14 protein-coding genes are annotated in these 18,186 nt (G+C 61.8%); all 14 read right to left on the bottom strand.

The genetic code is table 11. The features are described from left to right. Positions 1-123: 123 nt before the first annotated feature. Positions 124-1,455: a bifunctional tetrahydrofolate synthase/dihydrofolate synthase gene (gene folC, locus GSQ77_RS11230; RefSeq protein ID WP_158901999.1), complete on the bottom strand. Its 1,332-nt coding sequence runs from the start codon at positions 1,453-1,455 to the stop codon at positions 124-126. 126 nt (positions 1,456-1,581) lie between these two features. After that, positions 1,582-2,454: an acetyl-CoA carboxylase, carboxyltransferase subunit beta gene (gene accD, locus GSQ77_RS11225; protein ID WP_158901997.1), complete on the bottom strand. Its 873-nt coding sequence runs from the start codon at positions 2,452-2,454 to the stop codon at positions 1,582-1,584. 127 nt (positions 2,455-2,581) lie between these two features. Continuing rightward, the gene (gene trpA, locus GSQ77_RS11220) at positions 2,582-3,403 is read right to left on the bottom strand and encodes a tryptophan synthase subunit alpha (protein WP_158901995.1); all 822 of its coding nucleotides are present in this window, start codon (positions 3,401-3,403) and stop codon (positions 2,582-2,584) included. After that, positions 3,390-4,202: a site-specific DNA-methyltransferase gene (locus GSQ77_RS11215; RefSeq protein ID WP_254067600.1), complete on the bottom strand. Its 813-nt coding sequence runs from the start codon at positions 4,200-4,202 to the stop codon at positions 3,390-3,392. The genes trpA and GSQ77_RS11215 overlap by 14 nt, the downstream gene beginning before the upstream one ends. A gap of 143 nt (positions 4,203-4,345) precedes the next feature. Beyond that, on the bottom strand, positions 4,346-5,539 hold the full coding sequence (trpB, locus tag GSQ77_RS11210) for a tryptophan synthase subunit beta (RefSeq protein ID WP_158901993.1): 1,194 nt from the start codon (positions 5,537-5,539) through the stop codon (positions 4,346-4,348). A gap of 65 nt (positions 5,540-5,604) precedes the next feature. Then, the gene (locus GSQ77_RS11205; protein ID WP_158901991.1) at positions 5,605-6,333 is read right to left on the bottom strand and encodes a phosphoribosylanthranilate isomerase; all 729 of its coding nucleotides are present in this window, start codon (positions 6,331-6,333) and stop codon (positions 5,605-5,607) included. After that, positions 6,321-7,118: a tRNA pseudouridine(38-40) synthase TruA gene (gene truA, locus GSQ77_RS11200; protein WP_158901989.1), complete on the bottom strand. Its 798-nt coding sequence runs from the start codon at positions 7,116-7,118 to the stop codon at positions 6,321-6,323. Before truA ends, GSQ77_RS11205 begins: the two co-directional genes overlap by 13 nt. A 54-nt stretch (positions 7,119-7,172) precedes the next feature. Continuing rightward, positions 7,173-10,214 carry a FimV/HubP family polar landmark protein gene (locus GSQ77_RS11195; RefSeq protein WP_158901987.1) on the bottom strand — a complete coding sequence of 1,014 codons (3,042 nt, stop codon included), beginning with the start codon at positions 10,212-10,214 and terminating at the stop codon, positions 7,173-7,175. A gap of 193 nt (positions 10,215-10,407) precedes the next feature. Then, entirely contained in the window at positions 10,408-11,532 is a 1,125-nt protein-coding gene (gene asd / locus GSQ77_RS11190) for an aspartate-semialdehyde dehydrogenase (RefSeq protein ID WP_158901985.1), read from the bottom strand. A gap of 96 nt (positions 11,533-11,628) precedes the next feature. Then, positions 11,629-12,702 (bottom strand): 3-isopropylmalate dehydrogenase, encoded by a 1,074-nt coding sequence (gene leuB / locus GSQ77_RS11185; protein WP_158901983.1) that lies wholly within the window; start codon positions 12,700-12,702, stop codon positions 11,629-11,631. A gap of 94 nt (positions 12,703-12,796) precedes the next feature. Then, entirely contained in the window at positions 12,797-13,447 is a 651-nt protein-coding gene (gene leuD / locus GSQ77_RS11180) for a 3-isopropylmalate dehydratase small subunit (RefSeq protein WP_158901981.1), read from the bottom strand. A 30-nt stretch (positions 13,448-13,477) separates the two neighbouring features. After that, complete coding sequence (gene leuC / locus GSQ77_RS11175) at positions 13,478-14,893, bottom strand: 3-isopropylmalate dehydratase large subunit (RefSeq protein WP_158901979.1); 1,416 nt, start codon at positions 14,891-14,893, stop codon at positions 13,478-13,480. Between the two features lie 118 nt (positions 14,894-15,011). After that, a complete protein-coding gene (locus GSQ77_RS11170; protein ID WP_158901977.1) occupies positions 15,012-16,964 on the bottom strand; it encodes an aconitase family protein in 1,953 nt (650 codons plus the stop codon). A 130-nt stretch (positions 16,965-17,094) separates the two neighbouring features. Next, the gene (locus GSQ77_RS11165) at positions 17,095-17,997 is read right to left on the bottom strand and encodes a LysR family transcriptional regulator (RefSeq protein WP_158901975.1); all 903 of its coding nucleotides are present in this window, start codon (positions 17,995-17,997) and stop codon (positions 17,095-17,097) included. Positions 17,998-18,186: the final 189 nt, after the last annotated feature.

Below are 18,186 nucleotides of genomic sequence, written 5' to 3'. Positions count from 1 at the left end.
CTAGTTTGTCCAACTACGCATGCTGCGGCAACATGCCACACCACGTTGATGCATCTGTCGCGCGGCTTACCCTGTACATGGGGACCATCGCCCCAAAATCAAGACTACCGGCCACGCACCTGATCAATGCTGCTGCAGTTTCCGATAGGCCATCACACCGGCGACAGTGTAAAACGATCCGAAGACCACAATTCTATCATTCTCGGACGCCTGCTTTAACGCTTCTGCATAAGCATCTTGCGGTGCCTCGAAATGGCGGATGCTCGCTTCGCCCCCTTTGGCGCCGGCCACCGGCCCGTCAGACACGCCAGCTTCATGTAATGCAGCCTCCAGCACCGCGGTACTCGCGGCGCGCGCGGTCGGCAAGGCTGCCAGATACCAGTGGTCGACCTCGCCTTTCATGCGCTCGATCACCCCGGCGATATCCTTGTCCTGCATCGCGCCAAACACCGCATAGGTATAAGGGAAGTAGCCCATATTGCCAAGATTTTGCTCGAGCACAGCCGCCGCGTGAGGGTTATGCGCAACATCGAGAATAATCGCCGGCTTGCCCGGCAGAACCTGAAAACGCCCCGGCAAATCGACGTTGGCCAAGCCCAGACGCACGTCTTGCGCCGTCACCGGCAAGCGCTCCCGCAACGATTCCAATGCCGCCAGCGCCGCCGCGGTATTGAGCAACTGATTGGCGCCGCGCAAGGCCGGATACGCGAGCGCCGAGCGCCGCATCTCACGCCCGGCATAGCTCCACTGCTGCCGTTCGCTGCCCTTTTGCGCCACATAGCTGAAATCGCGCCCGACCAGCCAGAGATCGGCCCCGATCGCCTCGGCGTGGTCGATAACTGACTGCGGCGGTAGCGGATCGCCCACGATAGCCGGTTTGCCGGCACGGAAAATACCGGCCTTCTCGAAGCCGATTTTTTCTCGCGTGTCGCCGAGATACTCCGTGTGATCGATATCGATGCTGGTCAGCACGGCGCAATCGGTGTCGATCACGTTGACCGCATCGAGCCGACCACCGAGGCCGACTTCCAGAATCACCGCGTCCAAGCCGCGCGCGGCGAACAAATGCAGGATCGCCAGGGTCGTGAATTCGAAGTAAGTCAGCGAGACCGGCTCGGCTAAGCTGCATCGCGCCTTCTCTACGGCATGAAAGTGCTGCAATAGTTCGGCATCGCTGACGTTTTCGCCGTCAACGCGCGCGCGTTCGTTGAAGGCCAGCAAGTGCGGCGAGGTATGGCAACCCACGCGGTAACCGCCACGCAGCAGAATGGTCTCCAGCACGGTGCAGGTCGAGCCTTTGCCGTTGGTGCCCCCCACCGTAATCACCGGGCAAGCGAACTGCAGCCCTAACGCGTCTTTGACCTGGCCGATGCGCGCAAGCCCCATGTCGATGCCGACGGGATGCGCCGTTTCAAGATGGGCCAACCAGTCTTCTAAATGTTCAAATGTGGTCATGGTCAAAAAAAGAAAGCGCGGCATCACGACTATGCCGCGCTTTTTGCATCGTAGGCGATTTCAGGAGACGACCGCGGCCGATTGGCGCCCGCAGGTGAGCGTCCCAGCAAACAGTCAGGCAACCACTCAAGCGACGGCGTCGGCCGATTGACGCGACAGGATCGCGATCAGCCGGGCAATTTCCTCGCGCATCTTGCGCCGGTCGACGATCATGTCGATCGCGCCTTTCTGGATGAGAAACTCGGAGCGCTGGAAACCTTCCGGCAGCTTTTCGCGCACCGTCTGCTCGATCACGCGCGGGCCGGCAAAGCCGATCAACGCCTTCGGCTCGGCAATCACGACATCGCCCAGGAACGCGAACGAAGCCGACACCCCACCCATGGTCGGATCGGTCAGGACCGAAATAAACGGCAGCTTGGCTTCCGACAGCTTGGTCAGCATCGCCGTGGTTTTGGCCATCTGCATGAGCGACAGCAGGCTCTCCTGCATGCGCGCACCGCCCGAGGCCGTCACGCAGATAAACGGCGTTTGCTGCTCGAGCGCATTCTGGGCGCCGCGCACGAAACGCTCGCCCACCACCGAACCCATCGAGCCGCCCATGAACGAAAATTCGAAGCAGGCCACCACCACCGGCAAGGTGTGGATGGCACCGCCCATCACGACCATCGCATCGGTCTCGCCGGTGTCGTCCATCGCTTCCTTCATGCGCTCGGTATATTTGCGGCTGTCCTTGAACTTGAGCGCATCGACCGGCAGGATTTCCTGACCGATTTCATAGCGGCCTTCCGGATCGAGCAAGGCATCGAGGCGGCCCCGTGCACCAATACGCATGTGATGATCGCACTTCGGACAGACATGCAGATTGGCCTCGACGTCGTTGCGGTACAGCACCGCTTCGCACGACGGGCACTTGATCCACAGACCTTCGGGAATGCTTTTGCGATTCGCCGGATCAGTCTGTTTGATTTTCGGTGGCAGCAGTTTATCGAGCCAGCTCATTTTTACTCCTGGTTAGTCCCGCCGCGCCGGGTCCGCACAAGGCGGATTTTGCGGACTGGCCAAGCGGGCAGAACTCAACGGGTCAATACCGGCCCGCCTGAACGCGGGCCCCATATGCCATTATCGCCTATGCGGCGATCGGGCTACTCAGTCCGGCATCCAGTGCTTGGCGAATTTCGGCGATAAACGCCTGCAACGCGCCTGCAGCCTGTGCCGGGGGTGTCTGTTCGAGCAATTGCACGATGCGGCTACCGATCACCACCGCGTCGGAAACCGCAGCCACCGCGCTGGCGGTCTGCGCGTCGCGTATGCCGAAGCCCACGCCGATCGGCAAAGGCACGCTTTTGCGAATTTCCGGCAACATCGCCGCGATGCTCTGCACATCGAGGTTGGCTGCGCCCGTCACGCCCTTGAGCGAGACGTAGTACACGTAGCCGCTGGCGACCTTGCCCACCGCGGCAATCCGATCGGCGGTCGAGGTCGGCGCCAACAGGAAGATCGGGTCGATGTCGTAACCGCGCATGGTCTGCGCGAATTCGGTCGCTTCTTCGGGCGGATAGTCGACGACCAGCACGCCATCGACACCGGCCTCACTCGCCTGTGTGCCGAATGCCTCGACGCCAAGCCGTTCGATTGGATTGGCATAGCCCATCAGCACCACCGGTGTCGTGGTGTTGGTCTCGCGAAACGTTTGCACATTTTTCAGGACATGACGCAGGCTCACGCCCTGCGCCAAGGCGCGTTCGCTGGAGCGCTGGATCACCGGGCCGTCGGCCATCGGATCCGAAAACGGTACGCCGAGTTCGATGACATCGGCGCCGCCCGCCGCCAGCGCGTGCATGAATTCGACCGTGCGCGCCGGGTCCGGATCGCCCGCTGTCATGAAGGGGATCAGTCCTTTGCGCCCCTGCGCCTGCAGCGCGGCAAAAGTGGATTTAATTCGGGACATTATCAGGTGTAATCTCGGTAAGACGTTGACGGGCGATTTCGCAGTAGTCCGGGTTCACTTCGTAACCGACAAACTGGCGTCCGTGTCTGGCACAAGCCACTGCAGTCGTGCCGCTGCCCATGAAAGGATCGAGCACCCGGCCGCCCGGCGGGCAACTCGCCAGCACCATGCGTTCTATGATTTCCAGCGGCTTTTGCGTCGGATGATCGACGCGTTCGGCGTGCTGCCGATGCAGGCGCGACACCGACCAGAGATCCTTCGGATTATAGCCGAGCTCCAGCCACTTGCTGCCCTCGAACAGCTTGCGCGAACGTGCTTTCTTGGTCACGGCGTCATAGGGCACGCGCACCGGATCGAGGTTGAAGTAATAGTCTTTCGAGAACGCGAACATGCCGATGTTGTCGTGCACCGAGGTGAACCGCCGTGTGGTGCCCCCCATGCTCGGCACGCGCCGGTCCCAGATGATTTCGTTCACCATGACCAGCTTCGTTTTCAGGAAGCTGAAGATTTCAGGCGCGTATTGCCAAGTGCAGAAGATGTACAGGCAACCGGACGACTTGAGCTTGGGGATCGCCAGTTCGAGCCACTGGAAGGTCCAGGCGAGATGCTCCGCACCGCCGAGCTTGTCGGAATCGTTGCCGTAATCCTTGCCCAGGCCATAGGGCGGATCGGCCAGGATGAGGTCGAAGCTTGCATCGGGCAAAGCGGCGACATCAGCCATGAAATCGCGATTGAGCACGGTGATGCCGGCCAAATCGACGGGCATCACCGCAGTGGCTGCCGGGGCCACTGCGGGGATCGGAGCCGCTGCAGGGACCAAAGTCGCCGCAGCGGCCGAAGCGGACTCGCAAGCCTGACTCGGCACCGGCTCTAAAGCCGATGCCGAGCCGGCAACATCGCCGGCTTCGGACAAAGCCTTGAGCACCAAATTCGGCACCGGCTTCAGAGCTGCAGGCCGCCGCGCTCGGCGACGGTATGCATATCCTTGTCGCCGCGGCCCGACAAGTTGACCAGCAAGACCTTGTCCTTGGCCAGACTCGGTGCAAGCTTCGCGGCGTACGACAGCGCATGCGCCGATTCGAGCGCCGGGATGATGCCTTCGATGCGGCAGCAGTCATGGAATGCCTGCAGCGCCTCGTCGTCGGTCACGGCGACATAATCGGCGCGGCCGCTATCCTTGAGCCACGCATGTTCGGGACCCACGCCCGGATAATCGAGGCCGGCGGATACCGAATGCGTTTCGATGATCTGGCCGTTTTCGTCCTGCAACAGATAGGTGCGATTGCCATGCAGCACGCCCGGCGAACCACCAGTGAGCGCCGCTGCATGGCGCCCGGTTTCGAGTCCGTCGCCGGCCGCTTCGACACCGATCAGTTGCACATCCTTGTCGTCGATATACGGATAGAAAATGCCCATCGCATTCGAGCCGCCGCCCACGCAAGCAATAACGGCATCGGGTTGGCGTCCGACCATCTCTGGCATCTGCACCTTGCACTCGTCGCCGATCACTCGTTGGAAGTCGCGCACCATCATCGGATACGGGTGCGGCCCGGCCACGGTGCCGATAATGTAGAACGTATTTTCGACGTTGGTCACCCAGTCGCGCATCGCTTCATTGAGCGCGTCCTTGAGCGTTTTCGAGCCCGATTCGACCGGTACCACCGTGGCGCCCAGCAACTTCATCCGGTAGACGTTGGCAGCCTGGCGGCGCACGTCCTCTGAGCCCATATAGACCACGCACTCCATGCCGAAGCGCGCCGCGATCGTGGCCGTGGCCACACCATGTTGTCCGGCACCGGTCTCGGCGATGACGCGTGGCTTGCCCATGCGCTTGGCGAGCAGTGCCTGCCCGATCACGTTGTTGATCTTGTGCGCGCCGGTGTGGTTCAGGTCTTCGCGCTTGAGGTAAATCTGCGCACCGCCCAGCATGTCCGACCAGCGCTTGGCGTGATAGATCGGCGAAGGACGGCCAACGAAGTGCTTGAGCTCGGACTCGTATTCGGCCACGAATAGCGGGTCGTTGCGATATTTTTCATAGGCTTCGCCCAGTTCTCTGAGCGCATGCACCAGGGTCTCGGCCACAAAAACGCCGCCGTACGGTCCAAAATGACCGCGAGCATCGGGTAAGTTATACATTGCTTGATCCTTGTCGCGAGCGGTGTGCGCGCTTAACTTTGCAAGCGGCGCATCCCGCTGGAAGTTTATTCGGCATCGGCAGCGCGTACGGCGCGCACGAAAGCCTCCATCGCGGCGTGGTCTTTCACGCCTTTGGCACCCGCTTCAACGCCGCTCGAGACATCGACGGCGTACGGGCGCACACGACGCACAGCATCACGGACGTTTTGCGCGTTCAAGCCACCACTCAAAACGGCCTGATGCGCGAGATCTTCTGGAATGACGGACCAATCGAATACCTTCCCGCCACCGCCATAGCTGTCGACGAGGGTGTCGAGCAGCACACTGTTGGCAGCGGCATAGTCAAGTTGCCATTTTAGCAAATCGGCGGCGCTTGTTGGCACGCCGCCGGAACCTACCCGCAAGGCCCTCATCCACGGCAATCCGGCTGCCCGCGCAAGTGCCTCGCAACGCTGCGGCGTATCGATTTCCGCATCGCCGTGAAACTGTAACACCGACAGCGGCACAGCGCGGACCACATCTTGCACAAAATCCGCCTCGGCATTGACGAACAGGCCTGTCACCGAAACGAACGGCGGCAATCCGCGCGTCAATTCAAGCGCGCGTTCGATCGAAACAAAACGCGGGCTCGGTGGATAAAATACCATGCCGATCGCGTCGACGCCGAGCGCCACCGCGTGCAGGACGTCTTCACGGCGCGTCATCCCGCAGAACTTGATGCGCGTGCGGTGCAGCGGGCTCAAGCGTTCCCGGGTTTGTTCGCCCGTTAGCGGATTCGGATTCAGGCGTCCCATATGTCGCTCCATGCAAATGCCGCCACGTGCGGCGCAGGAATATCGAATTCGGGCGGGTACGCCACACGCGCCAGGTAAAGACCGTCCGGCATGAACGTGGGCGCAGCCTCGCGGCGGTCGCCATTATCTCGCACTTGCGCGAGCCAATCCGGCGTGTGGCGACCCCGCCCTACCGCAATCAGGCATCCCATGATATTGCGAACCATGTGATGCAGGAAGGCGTTGCCGCGAAAGCGGAAATGAATGAACTGGCCGCGCGACACGATATCGATGGCATACAGATGCTTGACTGCCGTTTTCGCCTGGCACTCGGATGAGCGAAACGCCGAGAAATCGTGCTTTCCTATCAGGTGCAGCGCGGCTGCGCGCATCGCGTCGATATCGACGGGCACGTACACCCAACCGGCGCGCCCTTCCAAGATCGGAGCCCTGACGGGGTGCGTGTACAGCACGTAGTAATACGTACGCTCGTAAGCCGCAAATCGCGCGTTGAAGGTATCGGGAACAGCCTTGGCCCACTGCACGGCAATGCTGTTGGGCAAAAACGCGTTCACGCCGCGCACCCATGAAAAATCGCGTCGCATGACGTCTGTATCGAAATGCACGACCTGCCCCAGCGCGTGAACACCGGCATCGGTACGCCCCGCCACCGTGGTCGACACCGGCGCGCCGATAAACTTGGACAGCGCGCGCTCGAGTGTCTGTTGCGCTGTCGCTTGCTGCACTTGTACCTGCCAACCTGAAAAAGCCGTCCCGTCGTACTGGATCCCTAGCGCGATTCGCATGTCAGGCTATGGTCCCGGTGGCAGCGATGGCGACGGCAGCGATCACGACAACACTCACGACAGGGGTGCCAGTGAACCGAGCAAGACGCGCGCAGCATCGCGAGTTGCCGCGTCGTTCGACGCGAGCGCTTCGTTGATCAAGGCCCGCGCGCCGGCCACATCGCCCAGCGCGACATATTCATGAGCCAACTCGAGCTTGTTTTGCGCCACGGCCACTGGGTCGAATTCCTCCACTGCCGCGGGCACGCCAGGCAATGTCGACTCGAGTTCAGGTAGATCCAGGTCGAAGTCGAGATCGAAGGCCGCGAATTTGGCCGCGCTGCTCCCGGCCACTGACGTCGGCCATGGAACCTCGGAGGTCGACCGGGACTCCTCGGCAGACGCAGGCGAGTCCGACTCCAAGTGATATTGCGGCTCGGGGAACGGCGAAGCAAACGGTGCTTGTTCACGCGGGGCTTCGGGCACGCTGAAGTCGGGTACGCCGTGTCCCGGTACATGAGGTTCCGGCTCATCGAAGTCAAGCGCGATGGGCGGTTCTGACCCGTTGGATCCGTGCGAATTGGATTTCGGTGCGTCGAATTCCAGCGCATCGAATTGCGTGCCGTCGTGTTGCCGCGCGTCGATTCCGGATACATCGATCTCGGGTGCGTGAATTTCGGGTGCGCTAAGTTCCGGCTCGCTGAATTCAGGCGCGGTGAGCGGCGTAGTCGGAGCCACAGGTACAGGTACAGGCGGTTCACGGTGCACATCGGACTGCGGCGCGGCATCGGTCGTATCAGACAGCGGCTTCGTTTCGTCCCGCTCTGCGCTCGGCACGATAGGCTCGTCAACGATCTCCGGCAACGACAGATCGACGGCCGACAGGACCGCCTTCACCCGTTCGTCATGCCCCGCGGTGGACTGCTCGTCCTGAACAGGCTGATCGACCAACCTATCGGCTTGCGGTTGCGGTTGCGGTTGCGGCTCCGGTTGCATCGACGGTATTGATTGCACACTGGGTTCGACCGGCGCAGGCGCTTGCGCTCCACCAGCACTTTCGGGAACCAGGTGCTCGCCAGCCTCTGGCACGTCGCCGGAGTGTTCATGGAGCGCATTGCGTCGGGCAACCTCGCTGCCCAATTCAAGAGCACGCTCCCAGTGCGGCCCCTTCGAGTCGGTCACGATCCGCAGTTCGAAGAACAGCTCGCTGAAACGATCTACGTCGCCACGCTGCGCGTAAAGCGTCGCGAGTTCCAGCAGCAAACCGGGGCTGAAAGGCGCTTTCTCCAACGCCTCGCGCAGACGCGCTTCCGCCGGATCGACCTCCGCCACGACGGGCAAGGTTGCGGGGGCGACTGGCGCAGTTTCGGCAGGGGTTGAGGTTGGCGTTGGTGGGACTGCAGCGTATTGGGCCGCCCAATCCGCTGGCGTCAACTCTTCCGGCTCAGTGCGAGGGGTGCGCTCGTTGTGCTGGTCGTGCTGGTCCGCAACGACGGGTTCGACGCCGATTTCGGCCGCCGCAGCGTCGATGGGCACTTCGAGGCGCGGCACTTCATCGAGCAAGAGTGGCGCCTCTACCTCTGGAGTCACTTCAGGGATCGCGTAGGGAACGACTCGATGAACGCTGTCGGAGTCGGCGTGAAGCGCGCTATCAGGAACGCCTACAGGACCACTGTCCGATTTGGCCTGAGGACCACTGTCAGCAGTGGCCAGAGGAACACTGACGAATGGCACTGCCGCGATTGCAGGTGCCGGCTCTTTTTGCGCCGCAGCCGTTGGCTCAACCGGCTTTTCAATCCGCGTGACCGAAGCCGGAGCACGGGCGTCGGGCCGTGCAGCCACGCCCTCATCGCCCGGAATTCCGCCCTTTTTGCGCCGAGGCATCAGCGTGAATAGCGCAAGCAGCAATACCAACGCGATCACAAGCAGTGCCGGCACAGTCGACGGGTTGGTCCGCCACGCCTGCCATTCGCTGGATCCGGCCGGCAAATTGTGAGCCGCGGCGGCACTGCTTGGTTGCGCAATGGCGCCGCTGGCCACACTGGCGCTGACTGCGCCAGGTACCGCCGCAACGCCACTGGGGGTCGTCTGACCGTTCGAGTTGATGCCATGCTTCTCGAGCGCCATCAACACACGGTTTTTCAGCGCAAGCAATTGCTCCAGGCTGGCAAAACCCGCTGTGCCACCGCCATGAGCAGGCAACTCCGCGCTGCTGGGCGATGTCTTAACCACCGTATCCGACGCGGGCGCACTGAGCGCAGCAGATGCCATGGCCGGCGCAGAAGCGCCCACCACCGCCGATGCTTGCACAAGTGATGCCGCCTCGGCAATCGCGGGTGTCGACGTGGATTGGGGCACGGCATTAGTAGTCGACGAGCTAGCCACCAATGGCACAGCCGGCACGGTGTTCGCGCTCGCGGGGGAAGAAGACGGCACAACTTTGCCATCGAGCACAGCGGATGCAACGACCGCAGGCGGCGCCACGAGCGCAGCAGCAGGGGCAGCCAATGCAGGCGACGCAGCCGTGGTGGTAGTTCCGGTGGTAGTTCCGGCAGCAGCTCCGGTGCTAGTTCCGGTCGCCGCCACGGCGGCTGGCGTGCTAGCCGTGGCAGGCCCGCCAAGCGCCGCGCCCGAAGCGGGCCCCGCGCTGACTGCGGATGAGGCCACGCTCGTGGCCGACGATGCGGCGGTAGAGTCTGTAGACGGACCTACGCCATCCGGTATCGTCAGGATAGCGCCCAAACGCAGGCGATTGCGGTCACCCGCCATAAACGCGCGCGGATTCGCCTTAAACAGCGCGTCGGCCACTCGATCGCGGACGGCCTTGTCGTTGGTTTGACCGACATCCGCCGCAACATCGCCGAGTCCCATACCGGGCCTGACCTGATAGGTGCTCGCAGGCGTTGCCGACACAGTGTTGGCGGGGCTGGCAGCGGGGTTGGCAGAGTCAGCGCTAGCGCCACCGGTCGCCATCGACGACGCATCGGCCGCCACCGCGAACTGGGACAACCCGAGACCCAACAAAGCACTCAAAACAACACACGCCATCCGGATGGCAGATGCACCGCACGGATTGGGTTCGTCGCGCAGGGTCGGCGAACTCGTTCGAATCTTCATTGAGGCTCCAGGCATTCAAAGTGCATATGACGGCGCATATTATCCGGTATAAGACCACGGCAAAGCGGAGCGGCGTGACAAGAATTTTGGGCGCTCATGCTGCGAGCGCCCCTTCGATACCGCCCGACTCACGATGACCGAACTTGCGCCCGTCAGCGGCACCCGATTACCTGTCGCATCGCGACGAGCAGATTCAGGCGTCGAGCAAAATTCTCAGCATACGGCGCAACGGCTCGGCTGCGCCCCACAGCAACTGATCCCCCACCGTGAACGCGGACAGGTATTCGCCACCCATTGCCAGCTTGCGTACGCGCCCGATCGGCACCGACAAGGTCCCGGTCACGACAGCCGGCGACAGCTCGCGTATCGATGCTTCGCGTTCGTTGGGCACAACCTTGACCCAGTCGTTGCCGCTGGCAAGGATGCTGTTCACTTCATCCAGCGGGACATCCTTCGTCAGCTTGATGGTGAACGCCTGCGAGTGGCAACGCATCGCGCCGATACGCACGCACAAGCCGTCGACCGGAATCGACCCGGCTTGGCCCATGGCCGGCTTGCCGAGTATCTTGTTGCTTTCTGCGCCGCCCTTCCACTCTTCGCGTGACACCCCGTTGCCGAGGTCTTTGTCGATCCACGGAATCAGCGAGCCAGCCAACGGCACGCCGAAGTGATCCACAGGCATCGCGGCGCCCTTCATCGTCTCGAGCACGCGGCGGTCGATTTCCAGGATGGCCGAAGCCGGATCGCTGAGGTTGCCGCGCACCGATTCATGCAACGCGCCCATTTGCGACAGCAATTCGCGCATGTTCTGCGCGCCGGCGCCCGATGCCGCTTGATACGTCATCGCGGTCATCCACTCGATCAGCCCTTCGCGGAACAAGCCGCCCAGGGACATCAACATCAGGCTCACGGTGCAATTACCGCCGATGTAGTTCTTGATGCCGCGCTTCAGACCGTTCTTGATCACGTCCAGATTAACCGGATCGAGGATGATGATGGCGTCGTCCGCCATGCGCAGCGAAGACGCCGCGTCGATCCAATAGCCATCCCACCCGGCTGCACGCAACTTGGGGAAAACCTCGGTCGTGTAGTCGCCGCCCTGGCACGTGATGATCACATCACATTTTTTCAGGGCGTCGAGGTCAGTGGCGGATTTGAGCTTGGTTTCGTTTTTGGCGAACGACGGCGCCGCGCCGCCTGTGTTGCTGGTGCTGAAAAACACCGGCTCGATCAAAGCGAAATCGTTCTCTTGCTGCATGCGCTGCATCAGCACTGAGCCGACCATGCCGCGCCACCCTACCAGACCTACGGTTTTCATTTGAATACTCTCTAACGTTCACCCACATAAGAATTGGTTCGACCGTGCAGGCTAGCGAGGGCTAAACGCATGGTCGACCTTGAACCCGGCACCGTGTTACTTGCCCAGCGCCGCAACCACTGCATCGCCCATCTCGCGCGTGGAGACTTTACGCGTGCCTTCCTCGTAAATGTCCGCCGTGCGCAGCCCTACCGCCAGTACCTGCTGCACCGCGGCTTCAATGCGGTCAGCCTGGGCCGGCAGGTTCAGCGAATAACGCAACATCATCGCGGCCGACAGGATAGTCGCCAACGGGTTGGCAATGCCCTGTCCTGCGATGTCGGGCGCCGAGCCGTGCGAAGGCTCATACAAGCCCTTGTTGCTCTTGTTCAGCGACGCCGAAGGCAGCATGCCGATCGAGCCGGTCAACATGGCGGCTTCGTCCGACAGGATGTCGCCGAACAGGTTGCCGGTCACGATCACGTCGAACCATTTCGGCGCACGCACCAGTTGCATCGCCGCATTGTCCACGTACATGTGCGACAGTTCGACGTCGGGGTATTGCTTGGCCACCTCGATCACCGTATCGCGCCACAACTGCGACGTTTCCAGTACATTCGACTTGTCCACGCTGCACAGCCGCTTGCTGCGTTTTTGCGCCGCCTGGAATCCCACATGGGCGATCCGCTCGATTTCCGGCACGCTGTAACGCATCGTGTCGAAGCCCTCGCGGCTGCCCTGGAACAGTCCATCCGGTGCGCTGCGCACGCCGCGCGGGCTGCCAAAATAGATATCGCCGTTCAGTTCGCGCACGATCAGGATATTGAGCCCGGCAACGATCTCGGGCTTCAGCGACGACGCACCGGCCAATTCCTTGTACAAAATGGCCGGACGCAGATTCGCAAATAGTTGCAGATGTTTGCGCAAGCCGAGAATCGCCTGCTCGGGGCGCAGCGCGCGCTCGAGCTTGTCGTATTTCCAGTCGCCCACCGCGCCGAATAGAATCGCGTCGGCCGATTTTGCCAGCGCCAGCGTGCCGTCGGGCAGCGGATGGCCGTGTGCTTCATAGCCTGCGCCGCCCACCGGGGCTTCTTCGAGATCGAAATGTTCGCCCAGTGCTTGGAGAACTTTGACTGCCTCGGCCACAATTTCGGGCCCTATGCCGTCGCCCGGCAATACCGCAATTTTCATGGTTCGTCCCTGATCGTTATAAACTGCTTGCCCCAAAATGCGAAGGCCGGCGAGGTTGGTTTACCCCGCCGGCCCGCTTTTATCCTACCTGTAACTAGCCAACGAGCCGGTGGTTCAGCCACGGCTGTTTAGTCAGCCGCTCCGCTTCGAACGCCTTGATCTTGTCGGCATGCGCCAACGTCAAGCCGATATCGTCGTAGCCGTTGATCATGCAGTACTTGCGAAACCCGCTGATCTCGAACGCATACTCGCGAGCGTCCGGCGTGCGCACCACCTGTGCTTCGAGGTCGATCGTGACTTGGTAACCGTTGAAGGCCAGCGTCTCGTTGAACAAATGATCGATTTGCTGCTCGGTGAGCACGATCGGCAGGAAGCCGTTCTTGTAGCAGTTGTTGAAGAAGATATCGGCAAAGCTCGGCGCGATCACCGCGCGAAAACCGTACTGCTGCAGCGCCCACGGCGCATGCTCGCGCGAGCTGCCGCAACCGAAGTTCTTGCGCGCCAGCAGCACCGAGGCGCCGCGATAGCGCGGCTGATTGAGCACGAAGTCCGGATTGAGCGGGCGCGTAGAGCAGTCCTGCCCCGGCTCGCCGTGATCGAGATAACGCCACTCGTCGAACAAGTTCTCGCCAAAGCCGGTGCGCTTGATCGACTTCAGGAATTGCTTCGGGATGATCGCGTCCGTATCGACGTTTTCACGATCGAGCGGCATCACCATGCCGGTATGTACGACGAATTTATCCATGATTGCATCAAACCCGTAAAGAGCCGCTCGTTAGGAAAGCTGGCGAATATCGACGAAATGACCTTCGATGGCGGCAGCCGCCGCCATCGCCGGGCTCACCAGATGCGTGCGACCACCCGCGCCCTGCCGCCCTTCGAAATTGCGGTTCGACGTCGAGGCACAACGCTCGCCCGGCTCGAGACGATCCGCGTTCATCGCCATGCACATCGAACAACCCGCATCGCGCCATTCAAAGCCTGCGTTCAAGAATATCTTGTCCAACCCTTCCTGCTCCGCCTGCGCCTTTACCAATCCGGAACCGGGAACCACCAGCGCCAGCTTGATGTTCGGTGCGAGCTTACGCCCCAATCGACTGACCACGCCGGCCGCCGAGCGCAGATCTTCGATGCGCGAGTTGGTACACGAGCCGATGAAAATCTTGTCGAGCTGGATATCCTTGATCGGCGTATTGGGTTCGAGGCCCATGTAGTGCAGCGCGCGCGTATGCGCTTCGCGGCGCCCCGGATCCTTCTCGGCGCGTGGATCCGGAACACGGCCGTCGATGGTGGTCACCATTTCCGGCGAAGTGCCCCAGCTCACTTGCGGCTCGACCTTGGCGGCGTCGACCTCGATCACCGCGTCGAAACGCGCGCCCGCATCGGACTGCATCGTGCGCCAGTACGCGAGCGCCTGATCCCCCTCTGCGCCCTGTGGCACATAAGGCAGATCCTGCAAATAGGCGATCGTCGTGTCGTCCACGGCCACCATGCCGGCGCGCGCGCCCGCCTCGATCGTCATGTTGCACACCGTCATGCGCCCTTCCATCGACAAGGCGCGAATTGCCGGACCGGCGTATTCGATCGCATAGCCGGTGCCGCCCGCAGTGCCAATCTTGCCGATGATGGCCAGTACCAGATCCTTGGCCGTACACCCGGCCGGCAACACGCCATCAACCCAGATCTGCATCGTTTTGCTTTTCTTCTGCAGCAGGGTCTGGGTTGCCAGCACATGCTCGACTTCGGAGGTGCCAATACCGAACGCGAGCGCGCCGAACGCGCCATGCGTGGAGGTATGCGAGTCGCCGCACACGATCGTCATGCCCGGCAGGCTCAGGCCCTGCTCGGGACCGACAACGTGTTCGATACCTTGACGGAAGTCGTTCATCTTGAACTGGAGGATCTGGTTGCTATCGCAATTCTCGTCCAGCGTTTCGACCTGCAGGCGCGAAGTCGGGTCGCTGATGCCCTCACCGCGTCCGGTGGTCGGCACGTTGTGATCCGACACGCCTACCGCCGATTGCGCGCGCCAGACCGCGCGCCCCGCCAGCCGGACCCCTTCGAATGCCTGCGGGCTGCTCACTTCGTTGAGAAAATGGCGGTCGATATACAGCACTGCGGTGCCGTCATCTTCAAGATGAACGACATGGCTGTTCCAGAGTTTTTCGTAAAGGGTTTGCGGCGTGTTCATAGCGGTAACTCGATGGTTATGACTCGATGAATATGACTCGACGGGTAGCACTCAACGGGTCGCTCTCAATGAAGTGGCGCTCGTTCAGTTTGCAGCCGCTCGCTCTTCGCGCGATCGATCAAGCGTGCGCTAGGACACGCTGCAACGCTTCGAACGTCGTAATTTTTCCGCGCAATGCGCTGGCCGCGACCGTATAGGGGCTGGCCAGCCAGACATTGCCCGGCCCCGAACGTCCCGGGAAATTGCGGTTGATCGCGCTGATCGTAACGTCGTCGACGGAACTCGACTGACCCGGCCCGCAATTAGCGCACGAGCCGCAGCCCGGCATCACCAACGTAGCGCCGGCTTGCTCGAACACCGGCAGATACCCTTGCGCCTCACAGTAGCGACGCACTTCCATCGTGCCGAACTGCAGGAACAACCGGGTGTCGGTCGACACTTTCAGGCCGTGCGCGAGACCCCATTGCAGTACCTCATGGTAGAAGTCGAAATCTTCACGCTTGCCTGCGGTACATGAACCACCATATGCAATGTTGACGGCCACGTCAGCGTCCAGCGCGTTCGCGGCAACACCGTTGCCGGGGTCACCCGGGCGGGCCAGCATCGGCGAGATTGTCGCCGCATCGATGCGGATCACGTTGCGATAGTGTGCGCCAGGGTCGCTGCACATCCAGGCCTGCAACGTGAAGTCGACACCGCGCCGTTCTTTGAGGAACGCCACCGTGCGCGCATCCGGCTCGACGATGCCGGTGAAGCCGCCCAGTTCGGCGACCATATTCGTCAGCGTCGCACGCTCGTCCACAGGCATCGCGCGCACGGCCTCCCCGCCATATTCGAACACCAGGCCAATCGCTTCGCCGCGCTTGATGCTATCGAGCTGCAGCAAGTACAGCACGACGTCCTTGGCGGTGACGCCCGGGCGCAGCGCGCCGCTGAGCTCGATGCGCAGCGTTTCGGGAACCTTGCAGCGTACATAGCCGGTCACCCAACTATTGGCGATATCGGTGGCACCCGCACCAAAGGCCAGGCAGCCGAGCGCGCCGGCATGCGGCGTATGCGAATCGGTGCCGGCCGCGACCTGCCCCGGCAACACATATTGTTCGGCCATCAGCGCATGGCAGATGCCTTCCGAGCCCGGCATGCCAAGCAACTCGCCATGTTCACGTACCGGATAAGTGCGCGCAAACGCGTGGTGGCCTTCGGTCAAATGCGCGACACCGGGCAAGAGGCCGCCGCGCACGTGCGGCTCGCTCTGCGCGGCCAGCACCAGGTGATCCTGGAATACGATGATCGAGTCCGGGTCGTGCAGCGTCGCCGGCTTGCCAAATGCGCGGTGCATCAGATGGGCGCACATGCCGGTGAAGTAGTCGTGGCTGAAGCGCCAGTCCGCAGCGATAAACACGCCTTGGCCGCGCTCGGCACTTTCGGCGTCCGGATGCAAATGACGCTCGATGATTTTCTCGACCAGCGTGCGCGGCGTTCCGGAATCGCGGGCTACCGCGGTCGGTGCGCTAGGCGCCGGCCAATGCGCGGTTTTGCTATAGGCCAGCAAACCGCCACTGCGGATCACTTGCTGCGTAAGCGGATCGCGCCCGGTCAAAAACGCTTCGATGGGAATCGCGACCCCCGCCTCGATCTGCTCCAGCAAGGAAAAATCGGTGCTGGTCAAAATGCCGATGTTGTCGCAGTTTTGCAGATAGATGCGCTCGAAGCTTTCGGCAATGATCAGCTTGATGCCGGCGGACAATTCGGCGAGCGGACTGGATTCGCGCGACGACCCCTTGCCATAGCGCTTGCCGGCCACAGTGATCTGGAAGCCGCCGCGCTTGATCGCGTTTGGGCCTATCGGCTTGATGCCGCCGGCCTCGAAGCCGACATAGGGATACTGACCGAGCCGCTCGTCATAGGTCATCATCACGGTGACAGGCGTGATCTCGTCGGTCGAGACGTTATCGCGCAGCGCGCCCGCCTGGGCACGCGAGACCGGTTTGCCCGCCAGTTGAGCGCTTATGCACGCCGGATCTTGCGACAGATACAGCACGCGCCCGGTGAATTTGATTGTCTTGTCCATTGCAGCCTCCTGCAATGACTATACCGGCCACCCGCTGCGCGTAGAAGTGACGACTCGGCATGGCGGCCTTCTCGATCGGAGAGTGGCGCATGAATGACCATCGCGCAGTGACGCTGCACTGCAGCAATCGCTAATTCTGCTGAGCCAGGAAATTAACCAGCGTGGCCGCCGTAGCGTTCAATTGCTCGCGCGCCTTGAAAATAATGAAAAGCTGCCGCACCGCCCAGGCATCGCTCAAGGGACGCAACACCACGTCGAGCGTATTGACGTAGAGTTCGCCGACATGTTGCGGCACGATCGCCAAGCCGAGCCCGACATGCACCATGCGACACAGGGCGTCGAGACTGCTGACGCGGATCTTGATGTTCAAGGTGCCACCCAGCGAAGCGCTTTCGTGTTCGAGCAATTGCGTCAACGCGCTCTCGGGGCGCAGGCCGACGAAATTTTCATGCAGAAGATCGCCCAGATTCAGGTGCATCTGGCCGGCCAGCCGGTGACCGGCCGGCATCATCACGAACAGGCGGTCCGATCGATACGGTACGCATTCGAACTGCTCGACGCCGCTGACCGCATTGCAGATACCAAAATCCACGTTGCGCTCGCTCACCGCGCGTACGATCTCGGCGCTGCTCTGCTCTTCGAGTTCGATGTTCACTTCGGGAAAGAGACGTCCGAAGGCGGCCACGTCTTCGGGCAGAAACTGCACGATGGAAGAAAGATTGGCCACCACCCTCACACTGCCCTTCGCGCCCGAATAAAACTGCGACAGCTCGGCGCTCAGCGATTCGACGTTACCGACGATAGCGAGCGCGCACCGCAGCACCGCGTCGCCCACAGGCGTCACGGTGATGCCGCGCTGATGCCGCTGGATCACGGGCAAACCCACCAACGCCTCGATCTCCGCAATGCGCCGGCTCACCGCCGATGGGGCGATGAATTCGCGCTCGGCCGCGCGTGCGATATTTTTCTCCTGACATACCGCCACGAACAAGCGCAACGAAGTCAGATCCAGTTTCCTCAACAAGCTTTCCATTTGGACTCGCAAGAACACGATCGGCGGCGATTTTGCCACAGCCGCAATGCTATACCTTCGCCGCGCCGACGCCCAATCGCCAGCACGCCGAAGCGCTAGTCGCGCTCGAAATTCGAGCGGCCGACGGTTCGCGTGGTCTGATTTTCAACCGCTTCCCGCCAAATCTCCTGCCATCTGTTAAAGATTCCG

This window comes from Burkholderia sp. L27(2015), assembly GCF_009765705.1.
In the GTDB taxonomy this organism is placed as follows: Bacteria; Pseudomonadota; Gammaproteobacteria; order Burkholderiales; family Burkholderiaceae; genus LMUX01.
The sequence above is the reverse complement of the archived record's forward strand: the minus strand, read 5'-3'. Positions and strand labels throughout refer to the sequence as shown.

Bases quoted from the DNA above. Each gene is read 5' to 3' on its own strand.
- folC (WP_158901999.1), bottom strand. From the start codon at position 1,455: ATGACCACATTTGAACATTTAGAAGACTGGTTGGCCCATCTTGAAACG.
- accD (WP_158901997.1), bottom strand. From the start codon at position 2,454: ATGAGCTGGCTCGATAAACTGCTGCCACCGAAAATCAAACAGACTGAT.
- trpA (WP_158901995.1), bottom strand. From the start codon at position 3,403: ATGTCCCGAATTAAATCCACTTTTGCCGCGCTGCAGGCGCAGGGGCGC.
- trpB (WP_158901993.1), bottom strand. From the start codon at position 5,539: ATGTATAACTTACCCGATGCTCGCGGTCATTTTGGACCGTACGGCGGC.
- GSQ77_RS11205 (WP_158901991.1), bottom strand. From the start codon at position 6,333: ATGGGACGCCTGAATCCGAATCCGCTAACGGGCGAACAAACCCGGGAA.
- truA (WP_158901989.1), bottom strand. From the start codon at position 7,118: ATGCGAATCGCGCTAGGGATCCAGTACGACGGGACGGCTTTTTCAGGT.
- GSQ77_RS11195 (WP_158901987.1), bottom strand. From the start codon at position 10,214: ATGAAGATTCGAACGAGTTCGCCGACCCTGCGCGACGAACCCAATCCG.
- asd (WP_158901985.1), bottom strand. From the start codon at position 11,532: ATGAAAACCGTAGGTCTGGTAGGGTGGCGCGGCATGGTCGGCTCAGTG.
- leuB (WP_158901983.1), bottom strand. From the start codon at position 12,702: ATGAAAATTGCGGTATTGCCGGGCGACGGCATAGGGCCCGAAATTGTG.
- leuD (WP_158901981.1), bottom strand. From the start codon at position 13,447: ATGGATAAATTCGTCGTACATACCGGCATGGTGATGCCGCTCGATCGT.
- leuC (WP_158901979.1), bottom strand. From the start codon at position 14,893: ATGAACACGCCGCAAACCCTTTACGAAAAACTCTGGAACAGCCATGTC.
- GSQ77_RS11170 (WP_158901977.1), bottom strand. From the start codon at position 16,964: ATGGACAAGACAATCAAATTCACCGGGCGCGTGCTGTATCTGTCGCAA.
- GSQ77_RS11165 (WP_158901975.1), bottom strand. From the start codon at position 17,997: ATGGAAAGCTTGTTGAGGAAACTGGATCTGACTTCGTTGCGCTTGTTC.